Origin of the sequence: Lysinibacillus sp. NPDC056232 (assembly GCF_042267565.1) — a bacterium.
Lineage (GTDB): Bacteria > Bacillota > Bacilli > Bacillales_A > Planococcaceae > Lysinibacillus.
Map to the genome: position 1 here is coordinate 1 of NZ_JBHJTF010000066.1, position 13,987 is coordinate 13,987.

The 13,987-nt window shown below is 41.0% G+C and carries 15 protein-coding genes and 1 rRNA gene; 2 read left to right on the forward strand and 14 right to left on the reverse strand.

Annotated features, from left to right (window positions below; genetic code table 11):
- Positions 1-348 precede the first annotated feature (348 nt).
- From ACFCYJ_RS26340 to ACFCYJ_RS26370, 7 genes are all read right to left on the reverse strand, one after another.
- Positions 349-1,131 (reverse strand): enoyl-CoA hydratase, encoded by a 783-nt coding sequence (locus ACFCYJ_RS26340; protein ID WP_376078808.1) that lies wholly within the window; start codon positions 1,129-1,131, stop codon positions 349-351.
- Entirely contained in the window at positions 1,128-2,045 is a 918-nt protein-coding gene (locus tag ACFCYJ_RS26345) for a hydroxymethylglutaryl-CoA lyase (RefSeq protein ID WP_376078810.1), read from the reverse strand. The genes ACFCYJ_RS26340 and ACFCYJ_RS26345 overlap by 4 nt, the downstream gene beginning before the upstream one ends.
- Positions 2,046-2,057: 12 nt before the next feature.
- Entirely contained in the window at positions 2,058-2,270 is a 213-nt protein-coding gene (locus tag ACFCYJ_RS26350) for an acetyl-CoA carboxylase biotin carboxyl carrier protein subunit (protein WP_031418413.1), read from the reverse strand.
- A 91-nt stretch (positions 2,271-2,361) separates the two neighbouring features.
- On the reverse strand, positions 2,362-2,610 hold the full coding sequence (locus ACFCYJ_RS26355; protein WP_376078812.1) for a hypothetical protein: 249 nt from the start codon (positions 2,608-2,610) through the stop codon (positions 2,362-2,364).
- A 14-nt stretch (positions 2,611-2,624) separates the two neighbouring features.
- Entirely contained in the window at positions 2,625-3,983 is a 1,359-nt protein-coding gene (locus tag ACFCYJ_RS26360) for an acetyl-CoA carboxylase biotin carboxylase subunit (RefSeq protein ID WP_376078814.1), read from the reverse strand.
- A gap of 16 nt (positions 3,984-3,999) precedes the next feature.
- Positions 4,000-5,634 carry an AMP-binding protein gene (locus tag ACFCYJ_RS26365; protein WP_376078816.1) on the reverse strand — a complete coding sequence of 545 codons (1,635 nt, stop codon included), beginning with the start codon at positions 5,632-5,634 and terminating at the stop codon, positions 4,000-4,002.
- Between the two features lie 41 nt (positions 5,635-5,675).
- Positions 5,676-6,818 carry an acyl-CoA dehydrogenase gene (locus ACFCYJ_RS26370; RefSeq protein WP_376078818.1) on the reverse strand — a complete coding sequence of 381 codons (1,143 nt, stop codon included), beginning with the start codon at positions 6,816-6,818 and terminating at the stop codon, positions 5,676-5,678.
- A 311-nt stretch (positions 6,819-7,129) separates the two neighbouring features.
- Here ACFCYJ_RS26370 and ACFCYJ_RS26375 point away from each other — a divergent pair, with 311 nt between their 5' ends.
- Complete coding sequence (locus ACFCYJ_RS26375) at positions 7,130-7,264, forward strand: hypothetical protein (RefSeq protein WP_376078820.1); 135 nt, start codon at positions 7,130-7,132, stop codon at positions 7,262-7,264.
- Positions 7,265-7,285: 21 nt separating this feature from the next.
- On the opposite strand, the gene ACFCYJ_RS26380 is transcribed toward ACFCYJ_RS26375, so the two are convergent.
- Positions 7,286-7,933 (reverse strand): TetR/AcrR family transcriptional regulator, encoded by a 648-nt coding sequence (locus ACFCYJ_RS26380; RefSeq protein WP_376078822.1) that lies wholly within the window; start codon positions 7,931-7,933, stop codon positions 7,286-7,288.
- A 235-nt stretch (positions 7,934-8,168) separates the two neighbouring features.
- Here ACFCYJ_RS26380 and ACFCYJ_RS26385 point away from each other — a divergent pair, with 235 nt between their 5' ends.
- Complete coding sequence (locus ACFCYJ_RS26385; RefSeq protein ID WP_376078824.1) at positions 8,169-8,342, forward strand: hypothetical protein; 174 nt, start codon at positions 8,169-8,171, stop codon at positions 8,340-8,342.
- Between the two features lie 234 nt (positions 8,343-8,576).
- Here ACFCYJ_RS26385 and ACFCYJ_RS26390 read toward each other — a convergent pair whose 3' ends face one another.
- The 6 genes from ACFCYJ_RS26390 to rrf all read right to left on the reverse strand — a co-directional run.
- Positions 8,577-9,629: a YkvI family membrane protein gene (locus ACFCYJ_RS26390; protein WP_376078825.1), complete on the reverse strand. Its 1,053-nt coding sequence runs from the start codon at positions 9,627-9,629 to the stop codon at positions 8,577-8,579.
- A 79-nt stretch (positions 9,630-9,708) separates the two neighbouring features.
- Positions 9,709-10,815 carry an o-succinylbenzoate synthase gene (menC, locus tag ACFCYJ_RS26395; RefSeq protein ID WP_376078827.1) on the reverse strand — a complete coding sequence of 369 codons (1,107 nt, stop codon included), beginning with the start codon at positions 10,813-10,815 and terminating at the stop codon, positions 9,709-9,711.
- Position 10,816: 1 nt separating this feature from the next.
- Positions 10,817-11,629, reverse strand: coding sequence for a GNAT family N-acetyltransferase (locus ACFCYJ_RS26400; RefSeq protein ID WP_376078829.1), 813 nt, complete (start codon positions 11,627-11,629; stop codon positions 10,817-10,819).
- Between the two features lie 43 nt (positions 11,630-11,672).
- The gene (locus tag ACFCYJ_RS26405) at positions 11,673-12,788 is read right to left on the reverse strand and encodes a M20 peptidase aminoacylase family protein (RefSeq protein WP_376078831.1); all 1,116 of its coding nucleotides are present in this window, start codon (positions 12,786-12,788) and stop codon (positions 11,673-11,675) included.
- Between the two features lie 5 nt (positions 12,789-12,793).
- Positions 12,794-13,660 carry a MurR/RpiR family transcriptional regulator gene (locus ACFCYJ_RS26410; protein WP_376078833.1) on the reverse strand — a complete coding sequence of 289 codons (867 nt, stop codon included), beginning with the start codon at positions 13,658-13,660 and terminating at the stop codon, positions 12,794-12,796.
- A 234-nt stretch (positions 13,661-13,894) separates the two neighbouring features.
- Positions 13,895-13,987: ribosomal RNA gene (gene rrf, locus ACFCYJ_RS26415) — 5S ribosomal RNA — on the reverse strand; the annotation flags it as partial.

The following is a 13,987-nucleotide window of genomic DNA, read 5'->3' on the forward strand; positions in this document are numbered from 1 at the left end:
CAGATAAAACATTTGTCGCTGACGCTTCGCTTTCGCGCAGATAAAACATTTGTCGCTGACGCTTCGCTTTCGCGCAGATAAAACATTTGTTGCTGTCGCTACGCTTTCGCACAGAGCAAAGCTTCCTGGGGGCGTCGGGGCAACAGGATGTTGGTCACGGAGGCGTTATCACAGGACGTGATGGTTTTAGCCTTCGTTCCCCTAATAGCTTCGCTGCAGGATGTCATCTGTACCGCTGATCCACGAGGAGTCGCCCAGCCTTCACTCCAATCAACTTTAAGTCTTGGCATAGATTATCTTCAACTTTTGATTTAGCCATGCCTTTGCCTTTTGGTTAAATGCCTCCATTTATTTCCCTACGTATTGCGGTGTTCGCTTTTCCTGGAAAGCAAGTAAGCCCTCTAATCGATCTTCTGTAGGAATCAGAGCATTATATGCAAGTGATTCGATTTTTAAACCAGTAGCTAAATCCACTTCAACACCTTGATTCATGGCGATTTTCGCCTGTACTAAAGAAAGTGGAGCATTTTTTGCCATTTCGAGCGCAAGCTGCTGTGCCTTTTCAAGTAATTCATGTCCCTCATGAACATACTCTACAATACCGTAGCTTCTTGCTTCCTCTGCATCTAATCGACGTGCTGTATAAATTAATTCCTTCGCTTTTCCAATGCCAATTAATCGTGGAAGTCGTTGCGTGCCGCCTGCCCCCGGGATGATGCCGAGAGATGTCTCCGTAAGGCCTAACTTTGCATGTGTTGCTGCAAGACGTAAATCACAGGCTAACGCTAGTTCGAGTCCGCCACCAAAAGCAACGCCATTTAATACGGCAATTACTGGTTGAGCGAGTGCTTCTACTTTTGCCACTGTTGCTCCGATTAATTGCACAATCTGCTTTACTTGTCGGTCAGGCATCCCTTTACGCTCCTTTAAATCGGCTCCTGCGCAAAAGGCTTTTTCCCCCGCTCCTGTTAGTAAGACGACTCGCACTGCCGGATCACCATTTATGTTGTCGAGTGTCGTGCTAAGTTCTTGGAGTAATTGTACAGACATTGCATTCGCAGCTTCAGGTCTTGAAAGTGTAATAAGCCCAATGCAACCATCTAATAATTCAAAACGAACGAGTTGCGTCATAATTGACTCGCACTCCTTTCATTACGGACAATCGCCATTTGTTTAGAGGCAACTGCCTTCCCTAGTTTCTGTTCAATAAAGTGCGCAGCCTCTAGCACTTTATTCAGCTCTACACCCGTTTTAATACCCATTTCATCTAATAAATACAATAAATCTTCCGTGGCCACATTACCTGATGCTCCTTTGGCATATGGACAGCCCCCTAGTCCACCAAGCGCACTATCAAACTTCGTAATGCCCATTTTTAAAGATTGAACAATATTCGCTAGCGCTGTGCCACGTGTATCATGGAAATGCATCGCAAAATTTTCCGCAGGGTATCTTTTTAACAATTCTTCTAAAAGATTTTCCACCTGTGTCGGTACACCAACACCAATCGTGTCACCAAGTGATATTTCATCGACGCCCATTTCCAATAATTTTTCTGTTACTCGCAAAACCTTTTCTGGTTGTATGTAGCCTTCATACGGGCACCCAATTACCGTCGAGATATAGCCCCGTACGTTTTTATGCGCTGCCTTTGCCCCTACCACAACTTCCTGTAATATCGGAAATGTTTCATTGATTGTTTTATTAATATTACTTTGGTTATGGCTTTCACTGGCCGACATAAAAACGCTCACTTCGTCTACTTCAGCCTGCAATGCACGTTCTAAGCCACGCATGTTCGGTACTAGTGCCGCATACGTGATATCTTTTTGGCGTTTAATGGCTTGAAGCACCTCCACTGCATCAGCCAGCTGTGGAATCCACTTCGGATGCACAAAAGACGTGACCTCGATATAATTCAATCCAGTTTGACTAAGTAAATTCACTAGCTGTACTTTATCGGCAGTTGCAAGATGCATTTTCTCATTTTGCAAACCGTCACGAGGACCTACTTCCTTTAACGTTACATGCTTTGGTAGCTGCATAAAGAAGCCTCCTTATTCGATTTCTAAAATATCGTCATCTACGTTAATGAAATCCCCTTCGTTCGCAATGATTTTTGTTACTACGCCATCTTCTTCTGCTGCAATAGGAATCTCCATTTTCATCGACTCTAAAATTGCCACATCTTGTCCCGCTGTCACTTTCTCACCCTCTGCTACAACGATTTTCCATACTGTTCCTGCCATGCTCGCTTTAACTGTTGCCATTGTAATCCCTCCAAATGTATGAATGTACGGATATCCGTATGTAATTTCATATAACGCATTCGCACTAATGGTAAAGTGCGAATGCTTTTTATTAATTTCTCCATAGTGAATTGTTGTATGTTGTTGTTGCTGTCGCTTCGCTTTCGCACAGATAAACCTTTGTTGCTATCGCTTCGCTTTCGCTACTGAAAACATCTGTTGCTGTCGCTTCGCTTTCGCTACTGAAAACATCTGTTGCTGTCGCTTCGCTTTCGCTACTGAAAACATCTGTTGCTGTCGCTCCGCTTTCGCACAGGTAAACATTTGTTGCTGTCGCTTCGCTTTCGCTACAATTAAACAATACGTCCGGAGGCTTTATTTCGTCTCTGCTAATTGAGGTAAATAATATTCATCTACAAATTTAGTTGTAGTAAGGCCCTTTAAAAATTGTTCATGTGTGACTGTTTTCAGCAGCATCGGAATATTTGTTTGAATGCCTTCTACTTTGTACGCTTGAAGTGCCTCAATAAGTCTTTCACATGCAATTGCTCGTGTTTCTCCCCACACTACTAATTTGCTAATCATTGGATCGTAAAAAGGTGTTACCGCAGTGCCAGCCTCTACGCCGCATTCATGGCGGATACCTTCACCTGTAGGTAATTCAAAAGCCGTAATTGTGCCTGGAGAAGGGAAAAAGGTCGAAGGATTTTCGGCGTAGATTCGCACTTCAATCGCATGCCCTTTTCTTTCTATGCTATCGCGAGTAAATGCTAATGGTTGTTTAGCTGCAATCTTTAATTGCTCCTCTACAAGATCCAACTTTGTAATTTCCTCCGTCACCGGGTGTTCCACTTGTAAGCGCGTATTCATTTCTAAGAAATAAAAGTTTTGCTCCGCATCTACTAAATACTCAATCGTTCCTGCATTCACATAACCAATATGTTGAACTGCCTTGACCGATGCATCTAGCATTCTTTTTCTTGTTTCTTCAGAAATGAAAGGAGATGGTGCTTCCTCCACTACTTTTTGATTTCTGCGTTGAATCGAGCACTCACGTTCAAATAGTGGGACGACATTGCCATCATGATCCGCCATAATTTGTACCTCGACGTGATGAGGATTCGCAATAAATCGTTCCATATACATCGTGCCATCACCAAAGAATGATTGTGCACGCTTTTGATTTCCCTCAAAGGCTTTTGCCAATTCTTCTGCATTTTCTACGAGCTGCATTCCGATACCCCCGCCGCCAGCAGAAGCTTTTAACATAATCGGATAGCCTAGACGGGCAGCAATTTCAATAGCTTCTGTTACATCTTTCACCGGTGCCTCTACGCCTTCAACAATTGGTACACCTGCAGCTTTCATTGTTTTCCGAGCTTCTAATTTACTCCCCATCGAAGCAATAACGTCCGCACTTGGCCCAATAAAAACGAAGCCCGCCTCTGTACAACGTTTAGCAAACTCAGAATTTTCCGATAACAAGCCATAGCCGGGATGAACAGCGTCAGCACCGCTTTCCTTCGCCACTTCAAGAATACGGTCAATATTTAAATAGCTTTGCGCAACAGGCGGTTTTCCGATACAGAACGCCTCATCCGCTTCTTTAACATGTAAGCTTTCAGCGTCAGCCTCAGAATACACCGCAACTGTTTGAACATTTAGTCGTTTGCATGTCCTTATAACACGCCTTGCTATCTCTCCACGATTTGCAATTAAAACCTTTTTGAACATAACACCGGCCCCCTTCTTACTTCACTGTTGCAGCAAAACTTTCTCGTAATCTAAACTTTTGCACTTTTCCTGATGCCGTCATCGGATAGTCATCGATAAAGAAAATATGTCGTGGTATTTTATGTCTAGAGATTTTCTCCCGACAATAATCCCGAAGCTCTTCCTCTGTCGCCTGCTCTCCTTCACGCAAAATGATCCAAGCTGCCGCTTCCTCTCCATAAACAGGATCAGGAACGCCTGCAACCTGTACATCTGCTATTTTCGGGTGTGTGTAAAGGAATTCTTCAATTTCTCGAGGAGATACATTTTCACCGCCACGAATAATCATATCTTTTAAACGCCCTGTTACACGTACATAGCCCGCCTCATCCATCGTTGCCAAATCCCCAGTATGCAGCCAGTCATCTTCATCTATTGCAAGAAGCGTTTCTTCTTGGTTTTTATAGTAACCTTTCATGACTTGGTAACCTCTCGTACATAGCTCCCCTTGCTCATTCGGCGCAGCTTGTTCGTTGGTACCAGGAATGACAATTTTAACTTCTAGATTTGGTAATGCGCGGCCAACTGTTTCAACCTTTAACAATAGCGGGTCATCTGCTCTCGTTTGTGTAATAACAGGTGAGGCTTCTGTTTGTCCGTAACAGATAGTAACATCCTTCATCCCCATTTTGTCGATAACGGCCTTCATCACCTCAATAGGACAGTTAGAGCCAGCCATTACTCCAGTACGCAACGTTGATAGGTCGAAAGACGAAAAATTCGGTAAATTGAGCTCACTAATAAACATCGTTGGTACGCCATGTAACGCTGTACATCTTTCTTTTTCAACCGTCTGTAGCACCTCAGCAGCTGAAAATTCCTGCACTGGTACCATCGTCCCACCACTAGTTGTAATCGCTAATGTTCCAATTACACAGCCAAAGCAATGGAAGAATGGGACAGGGATGCACAAGCGATCTTCATAAGTTAAACGCATACATTCTGCAATATTAATCGCATTATTGACTAAGTTATAATGCGTTAACATAACACCTTTTGGAAAACCTGTTGTTCCCGACGTATATTGAATATTAATAACATCATCATAATGAAGTGTTTGCTGTCTTTGATCTAATTGCTCCTCTGTTATTTGCTCTGCAGCAGATAAAACATCAGACCAGTTTAACACTCCAGGGTATTTTGTCTCGCCAATTAAAATAACATTTTTCAATAAAGGTAGTCGCTTTGATTGCAAATTACCTGGTTCACAATGTTCAAGCTCTGGACATAACTCTTGCAGTGTATTCAGAAAAGAATGGTCTCGATAATTTTCAATTAAAATAATTGTTTTTGCATCGGATTGCTTCAATAAATATTCCAGCTCACTTGAGCGATAATTAGTGTTAACAGTGACGATTGGAGCTCCCATTTTACCTGTACCAAATTGCAGCTGTACCCATTCCGGAACATTAGTCGTCCATACTGCAATATGCTCGCCCTTCTCTATCCCAAGAGCCATCAACCCTCTAGCAACTAAACGGCTTTGCCGATTGAGCTCCTCATAGGTCATCCGTAAATCCCTATCTGCATACACTAATGCTTCGCGTTGTGGATACTTTTCAGATTGTTCATCTAGCAATTGACCAATAGTTTGATACACAAGTTCTGCCATGAAAATCCCCCTTATTTATGCTTCTATGCTATTTAAGATAATTAACAGCCTATTAAACGAGAAATAACGAGACGTTGAATTTCAGATGTTCCTTCACCGATTTCCATTAACTTAATGTCACGCAGATGACGCTCTACGTCGTATTCTTTCATATAGCCTGAACCGCCGTGAATTTGAATGGCTTGATTACAAGTACGGAAGCCCATTTCAGAAGCAAATAATTTTGCCATTGCCGCTTCCTTCCCGAATGGTTTCTTTTGATCTTTAAGCCATGCCGCCTTATGTACTAACGTACGTGCAAGCTCTATCTCCATTGCCATATCAGCTAATTTAAATTGTATTGCCTGAAGTTTTGATATAGGTGCACCAAATTGTTCACGTTCTTTGGCGTATTTTAATGACTTCTCATAAGCTGCCTGTGCAATTCCTACAGATAATGCAGCAATGGAAATCCGCCCTCCGTCTAAAGTATTTAAAAATTGGCTAAATCCGCGTTTTTCATCCCCTAAAAGATTAGCTCTTGGTACACGAACATTTTGTAAAATAATCTCACACGTATTGGAGCCACGTACGCCCATTTTGTCGTAATTGCAGTTGATCGTTACGCCAGGAGTATTAGTCGGTACAATGATAGCTGAGATAAGTTTTTTACCATCTTCACGTTTACCTGTCACTGCTGTCACAATAATTTGACGTGCATGACCAGCATTTGTGATCCAGCATTTTTCACCATTAATGATGTAATCATCACCATCAATTACCGCTGTTGTACGTGTCCCACCAGCATCTGAACCTGCATTGGGCTCTGTAAGACCAAACGAACCTAATGTTTCCCCTTTCGCTAACGGAACAAGCCATTCCTGCTTTTGCTCCTCTGTACCGAAATTATAAATAGGCGAAGCACCTAAGCTAACTGCTGCTGCATAGCTTAATCCTGTGCCGCCACACGCACGACCGATTTCTTCAACAGCAAGTGCATAGGAAACCGTATCTCCGCCTGAACCGCCGTACTCTTCAGGAAATGGAATACCTAATAAGCCTAGCTCTGCCATCTTTTTAAAGCTCTCTATTCTCATCGTCGATGTCTCGTCAACCTCACGAGCATACGGTTTAATTTCATTTTCAGCAAAATCACGCACCATGTCTCGAATCATCGCTTGCTCTTTCGTTAGTTCAAAGTTCATCCCCAGTCCCCCTAATGTTTATTTTGCCATAGCGGATTTCGTTCAGATGATAGTTGTAAAAAATCAATTATGCCTCGGCATAATTGCGTCCGGAATCGGCTTTGTGCCTTGGCCTGCAGATGTTTTTTGCGCGAAAGCGTAGCGGCAGCAAAAGGTTTTCATCTGTGCGAAAGCAAAGCGACAGCAACAGCACCGATGCAGGTCAGTTAGCCGTTATCGCATGGATGCGATGATTTTAGGCTAACATCCCCTAAGAACTCCTTTCCGATTCCGTGACATCCGCCGGAGGCTTTGGCCCAACATGATGTTTTTTGCGCGAAAGCGTAGTGCTAACGCAGCGGCAGCAGCATGATGTTGGTCACTCAGTCGTTGCCATAGGACGTGGCGTTCTTAGACTGAGTTCCTTTATTTCAACTGGTGTTTTGACACCCGTTGAAAGAAGTTAATACCGACTAGTCGGTTTGTAATTAAGTATTAATAAAACCAGTTGCTGCTGGCTTCCCTTTGACCATAAATTGAACTGCTTCGTCCATTGCTTGTTCCGTGACAATCGCACGCAATATCATATCCGTAAATACTTCTGTAATTTCCTCCATTGTTAATGGACCTGATTGCTTAAACCATTTGTATGTCCAGTTAATCATCCCCACAATAGCCATCGTTACAATTGTACAAGGAAGTTCCGTGCGAAAATCCTTTGTTTGCTGGCCTTCCTCTATGACCTTTTGTAAAATATCCCGATATTGATCTCGTTTTTTATGAATAACTTCACTATATTCCTCTGGCAATGAATGACTTTCCTCATAAAAAACAGTAATATGTGCTTGATACATATCAAACACTTGTGTCAGTGTTTGCAGCATTGCACATAAACGTGTAATCGGTGTATCGTATTTGTCATATGCTTCCTGTGACTGTTTAATCACATAAGAAATAAATACATCGTGAATTTCATACAACAGTTCATCTTTCGATTTGAAATTATGATAAAATCCACCTTTTGATGCACCAATGTATTCAACAATGCGATCAACAGTTACATTGTGATAGCCATCTTGCTGAAATAGCACTACAGAAGCGTCAACAATGCGTTGTTTTAATGTTTTCTTTACCATAGGCATCTATCATCCTTCTTATAACTCTTTACTCCATCACTCTTTATAATTAGAAAAGGTTTTAGGTCATCACCATAGCATGGGTTGATTTCCGTTCCGGCTGGGCGCTTTGTCGCTGACGCTTCGCTTTCGCACAGATAAAACAGTTGTCGCTGACGCTTCGCTTTCGCACAGATAAAACAGTTGTCGCTGACGCTTCGCTTTCGCGCAGAGCAAAGCTTCCTGGGGGCGTCCGATGAGCCGCTTGGGCCTACACGATGTAGGTCACGAAGGCGCTATCACAGGATGTGATGGTTTTAGCCTTCGTTCCTCTATTGCTGATCCCCGAGAAGTCGCCCAGTCTCCACTTCAATCAACTTACGCATATGACATAAGTTTTAACATTATGAAGAAACCTTATTTTTCCTAATTATAAAAAACTATGACACCATTAATATAGCATTCTGAAAATTCAGTGTCTAGCACCGATGTAGATTTTATTAAAATTTACGAGTATTTATTTTACATAAAGCAGAATTTTGTAGATTACCACAGATAAACAAACATACACTTACTGTATGATTTCCAACTTGAGTTTATTACAAAAATCCAAAAAAATTCCCTAGCGCTGTATAAAAACACTAGAGAATCTCAAAAAACATAGCTATGAAGCTTTTGGTATTTTACGTAACCACGAGATGATGATTGCAATAATTAATGCAAAACCTAAATACCCCATTGTTGAATAAACCTTTCCAACTAATGTCGTGAACCCTACTAAACTCGCGACAAAGCCTATTAAACCAATCACCACGATACCTATTTTAAAATATTTATGATCAGGCGCTATAAAACGTACTGCAAACGCATAAAGCATCCCTACAGCTGTATTGTACATCATGCCTAATAAAGCAATGGACATTAAGATACCCACTACAGGATGAATTTGTTTTGCTAGCTCTAATGTCGGCATTGCTGCCCCACCAACTACGTCCATTTTAACGAACATAGCGATATTAATTAGTATGATTAAGACACCGAGCATTAAACCCCCAAGAAGACCGCCTAAACCAGCAATCTTGCGCTCTTTTACTGTTCCCCCCATAACAATTAACATCGCAGTACCAGCAGCTATGTTATAAGATACATAAAGCAGAGCCCCAAGTATCCAATTTGAAGCCGCAGATGATTGCTCTTTCGCTAGCACATTCTGTTCTGCAATGGTTAAGTCCATTGTGAAAATAGAGTAAATTAATATGATAAAAACGATTCCCATTAAATATGGTGTCACTAAAGCTATTATATTAATAATATTTTTCACATTTAATAGCAGCGTTAAAATCGTAATGATTACCATGAAAATGCTGCCGATCATCGGATTTATACTAAACATTTGCTCAAATGTTGACCCCGATCCAGCAAACATAACAACCGCTACACCAAATAAGAAGAATGTAATGACAATATCTAATAGTACCCCAACATAACGTCCACCAATTTGATATATAACCTCTTTATGAGAGGTCGTTTGTGAATCTGCCCCTAATTGCGCTAGACTCATCCCTAAAAAGGCAAATGCGATTGTTGCGACAATTCCTCCGGCTATACCGTAAAGACCAAAGCTCGTAAAATATTGCATAATTTCTTGTCCTGATGCAAAGCCAGCACCAACGATTAATCCTACAAATGCGCCACCTATTTGCCAACTTTTTTTCATAGAACACCTGCTTTTCTAATCAATTATATGCATAGGTTTCCTAACGAAATACACTTCTTGTACTAATCAAGTCGTCGTATTATTTATACATTTTCTGTGCTACTGTGAATAAATCGATCGTCTCTCTATTTACCTCATAGCCGATACCCGCTTTTTGAGGAACTTCAATATAGCCGTCCTTTACTACAACTTCTGGATCTATAATATCTTTTTCCCAATATCGACTGGAGCCTGCAGTATCTCCAGGTAAAATAAAATTCGATAATGTAGTTAATGCCACGTTATGTGCACGACCAATACCAGACTCCAGCATGCCGCCACACCAAACTGGAATGTCATTCGCCTCACAATAATCATGTATTTTTTTGGCTTCAGTTATGCCACCAACACGTCCAATTTTTATATTAATAATTTTAGTACTGCCTAACTCAACAGCTTTACGTGCATCCTCTAACGAATGGATACTTTCGTCCAAGCAGATTGGCGTCTCGATTAATTTTTGTAAGGCTGCGTGGTCAATGATGTCATCCGACGCTAATGGCTGCTCGATCATCGTTAAATTAAAAGCATCTAGCTGCTTGAGCGTTTCAGCATCTTCGAGACGATAAGCTGAATTCGCATCCGCCATAAATGCCACATCAGGGAACGCTTCACGTAATGTACGCATGACTTCTACATCCCAACCTGGCTTGATTTTAATTTTCATTCGTTTATAGCCTTCTTTCACAAAACCATCTACTAACGCTACTAAGTCCTCGATTGATCTTTGAATACCAATACTGATCCCTACTTCAATGTTGTCCTTTTTTCCACCGAGTGCGGCTGCCAGTGATTGATTCGTCTGTTGAGCATAAATATCCCAAATAGCACCTTCAATCGTTGATTTCGCCATATTATTTTTACGAATTGGTTTAAATAGCTCATTGACCTCATCCGGATGCTGAAGCTCTTTATTTAAAATAAGAGGAATTAAAAAATCTTCTAGCATATGCCAGTTCGTTTGCAATGTTTCCTCGTTGTACCAAGGAGAATGGAATGCAACAGATTCTCCCCAACCGATTGTTCCTGATTCATCTTTAGCCTCTAAAACTAAAAAATCCTTATCATCAAATGTGCCAAAGCTTGTTGTAAATGGTTCTTTTAATTTCATCTTTAAATGACTAATGGTAAATTCTGTTATTTTCATATTAATTTGCTCCTTCCAGACCTAAATTTTCTAATTTAACGAGAACATACTCGTTGTAATTTTCTTGCTGTTGCAATTGAACTGCCGCATAACCTTGTGAAAATAATTGTTGTAATAAACGTCTCGTTTTGAAGCGCCAGTCTAATGCTAATGCAGGGTCTTGTAGCTTCAATGCTTGAAAATCCTTTGGTACAGGCAGCGTATATAAATCTTTGTTATATTTCAAATTTTCAGTTATATTTAAACGCGGGAATCCTCGTTCATTTTGTACACAGCTTGCCACTGGTACGGCATTCTTTGCATCTATTGAAACGCTTTTACTGACGTAATCAGTGGCTATATACCAGCACACCTCAAAACGATCGGAAGGTAATCCCTTATTTAAACCATCCTGCATTTCTCCATAGCAATTTTCTATATACGTATAACAAATACCATTTAATTTGGACAGATTGAGAAAACCATTTCGTGTTTCCAGCGGATCAAAGGTCCACACCATTAAATCGTAGCCCCGCTCAATAGCAATAGCTTGCTGGGCATATTTTAACTTTTCACCTATTCCTTGAGAGCGGTAATTTTCGTCTATCCCCAACATATGGGAGCATAAATAACTTTTGCCCTCTCGAAACCCCGAAAAACCATAGCTAAAGCCAACTAATTGATCACCATCAAAGGCACCCACAACGATACCGCCATTTTTCACAGCCGTTAAAGTTTGATGAATGGGAATAGAAGGCATCCCCCAAACGTCATATTCCAATTGCTGAACTTGCTCCAGCTGTTCGATCGTCTTTATTTCCCTTATGTCAATCATTACTATCACTCCTTTCTATTTCTTTATCCCTTTAACTTAGGGTCTATAAAGCTCTTAAAATAGCTCTCGTGATAATATTCACACCTGTAATAAGCCGCTCTCGATTAAAGGTCATTTTCGGATGATGTAAGCCTGGTGTGACACCACAACCTAAGCCAAGCATTGTTGCTTTAAGGTTCGGACGCTCATACGTATAAAAATGAAAATCCTCTCCTCCGGGGGTAACGACTGGTGAAGCACATGCTCTTTCCCCAACTACGTCAACAATAGCGGAATTCATATGTTGTAAGGCCTCATCATTCACTAAAGCTGCAACGATGTGTGCATCTGCAGTTAAAGAAATTTTGGCACCATACATCGCTTCAACCGATGCCTTTACACGTTCAATACCATCCGTGAGAGCCTCCATTACTTCATTTGTTTGTGCCCGTGCGTCAATGCTAAATGTTGCTTTCCCAGGAATAATATTCGTAGAGGTTCCTCCTGCATTAAATTGCGTCATTTTGACTGACGCAGAGACATTAGGGTCTGTCCATATTTTTTGTAAACCTTCGACAATTGCGGACCCTACCTCTATGGCATTAATGCCTAGCTCAGGTCGTGCGCCATGGGCCTCTTCTCCAATAATAGTCCCCGTAAAAAGCTTTGCCGCACCGTGGTACAAGGCCGGGGCATACGTTCCGTCCCGTAGTTCCTTTAACGGACGAACATGGACACCAAATAAGTATTCTAGATGATCAATAAGCCCCTTCTCAACGAATGCGCGAGCACCCTGTGCCTTTTCTTCAGCAGGTTGAAAAAGAATACGTACTGCACCTGGAAGCGAATGCTCCATATCCTTCAACACTAGTGCTGTCCCAATAGCCATCGTCATATGACCATCATGACCGCAAGAATGATTCGCCTTAAATTCACCATCTACTTCCTGCCATAGTGCATCGATATCCGTACGAAATCCGACTCTCGGTGTCCCTTTCCCAATATCTACATACAGTCCGGTCATATCTTCAAACAACTGAGGCTCCATCTGTGCCTCCTTCAATAAATTGGCGATGTATTTCGTTGTCTGCTGTTCCTGCCAGCTAATTTCCGGATGCTCATGTAAATGTGTAAAAATATCCGCCAACCTCGGCTGTAAGTTTTGTAAAACTTGATTCATATCATTCAACTCCATCGATTTGCTAAAAAGCTATTTTGGAAATCATCATATTTTACGCGTTGATTTTCATAATAGTCGTGATCTTGTGCAGTCATACCCGCAATTAATGTATTTAAAAATGAAATCAGTGCCGGCATTGCATCAATCGTAGACATTTCTTGTTGTTCATTCACAAAAGTAATCGTCGCATATTGCGTAATAGGTGCAATTTTAGAATCTGTAATACCAATAATCTCACAATTCTTTTCTTGAATTTCAGCTGCAAATTGAATCGGTTCTTTAATATAGCGATGGAACGATAAAATAATGACCACACTATCCTCATCGATTTCTTGTAAAGCTCTAATAATTTCACTAGTTTCAAAATCTAAAATCACGACGTTAGGACGTAGCATATTTAACGTAAAATACAACCATTGTGCCGCTAAATGGGAAGAACCATTCCCAACAATATAGATTTTTTTCTTCGTATGTAGCAGGATGGAAGCACGATTAAAATCTTCCCCGTTAATGTTCTTTGCAACGTTTAAAATACTCGATGCATCCTTTTCCATCGTTTTTTCATAAAAGCGCGGCGTTTCAAAAAGTGCCTGTTTTGATTGCAAATAATTTTGCAAGCTACTAGTATTTCCTTCATTGAATAGCTGCATCGTAATCTCACGTTGCAGCTCAGCATAACCCGATAATCCTATAGCGTAGCAAAACCGGATAACCGTCGTTTCGCTTACCCCTGCCTTGTCCCCCACATATGCAGCTGAATGAATACCGGTAGTCTGCATATTTTTGAGAATAAAGATTGCTACCTTCTGCTGACTCTTTGAAAGATCCTGGTATTTATGTTGAATGACTTGTTGAATTGTTTGATTATCCATCAAAGAAGTACATCCTTTTTTATTTTATTTTTGAAGTTAGAACTTCATTCTGCATAATACATAGCCTAGCATAGTTTTTTTCGCAATTCAATATATTTTCTGAAAGTTCTGTTTATATTTTTTTAGAATTAATGAAAATAAAATTCAATAGATTTAATATGTTATTTATTTGGGTTAACTTTCAAAAAAATGCAAATAAAAAAGCCGAGGAATAAATCCTCGACTTTTTCAGGTGCCTAGCGACGTCCTACTCTCACAGGGGGAAGCCCCCAACTACCATCGGCGCTAAAGAGCTTAACTTCCGTGTTCGGTATGGGAACGGGTGTG

What these genes read in the sequence shown, in the direction of transcription:
- ACFCYJ_RS26370 (WP_376078818.1), bottom strand. Translation starts at nt 6,818, where the DNA reads ATGAACTTTGAACTAACGAAAGAGCAAGCGATGATTCGAGACATGGTG.
- ACFCYJ_RS26340 (WP_376078808.1), bottom strand. Translation starts at nt 1,131, where the DNA reads ATGACGCAACTCGTTCGTTTTGAATTATTAGATGGTTGCATTGGGCTT.
- ACFCYJ_RS26410 (WP_376078833.1), bottom strand. Translation starts at nt 13,660, where the DNA reads ATGGATAATCAAACAATTCAACAAGTCATTCAACATAAATACCAGGAT.
- ACFCYJ_RS26385 (WP_376078824.1), top strand. Translation starts at nt 8,169, where the DNA reads ATGAGCCGCTTGGGCCTACACGATGTAGGTCACGAAGGCGCTATCACA.
- ACFCYJ_RS26405 (WP_376078831.1), bottom strand. Translation starts at nt 12,788, where the DNA reads ATGAATCAAGTTTTACAAAACTTACAGCCGAGGTTGGCGGATATTTTT.
- menC (WP_376078827.1), bottom strand. Translation starts at nt 10,815, where the DNA reads ATGAAAATAACAGAATTTACCATTAGTCATTTAAAGATGAAATTAAAA.
- ACFCYJ_RS26400 (WP_376078829.1), bottom strand. Translation starts at nt 11,629, where the DNA reads ATGATTGACATAAGGGAAATAAAGACGATCGAACAGCTGGAGCAAGTT.
- ACFCYJ_RS26350 (WP_031418413.1), bottom strand. Translation starts at nt 2,270, where the DNA reads ATGGCAACAGTTAAAGCGAGCATGGCAGGAACAGTATGGAAAATCGTT.
- ACFCYJ_RS26390 (WP_376078825.1), bottom strand. Translation starts at nt 9,629, where the DNA reads ATGAAAAAAAGTTGGCAAATAGGTGGCGCATTTGTAGGATTAATCGTT.
- ACFCYJ_RS26345 (WP_376078810.1), bottom strand. Translation starts at nt 2,045, where the DNA reads ATGCAGCTACCAAAGCATGTAACGTTAAAGGAAGTAGGTCCTCGTGAC.
- ACFCYJ_RS26365 (WP_376078816.1), bottom strand. Translation starts at nt 5,634, where the DNA reads ATGGCAGAACTTGTGTATCAAACTATTGGTCAATTGCTAGATGAACAA.
- ACFCYJ_RS26360 (WP_376078814.1), bottom strand. Translation starts at nt 3,983, where the DNA reads ATGTTCAAAAAGGTTTTAATTGCAAATCGTGGAGAGATAGCAAGGCGT.
- ACFCYJ_RS26380 (WP_376078822.1), bottom strand. Translation starts at nt 7,933, where the DNA reads ATGGTAAAGAAAACATTAAAACAACGCATTGTTGACGCTTCTGTAGTG.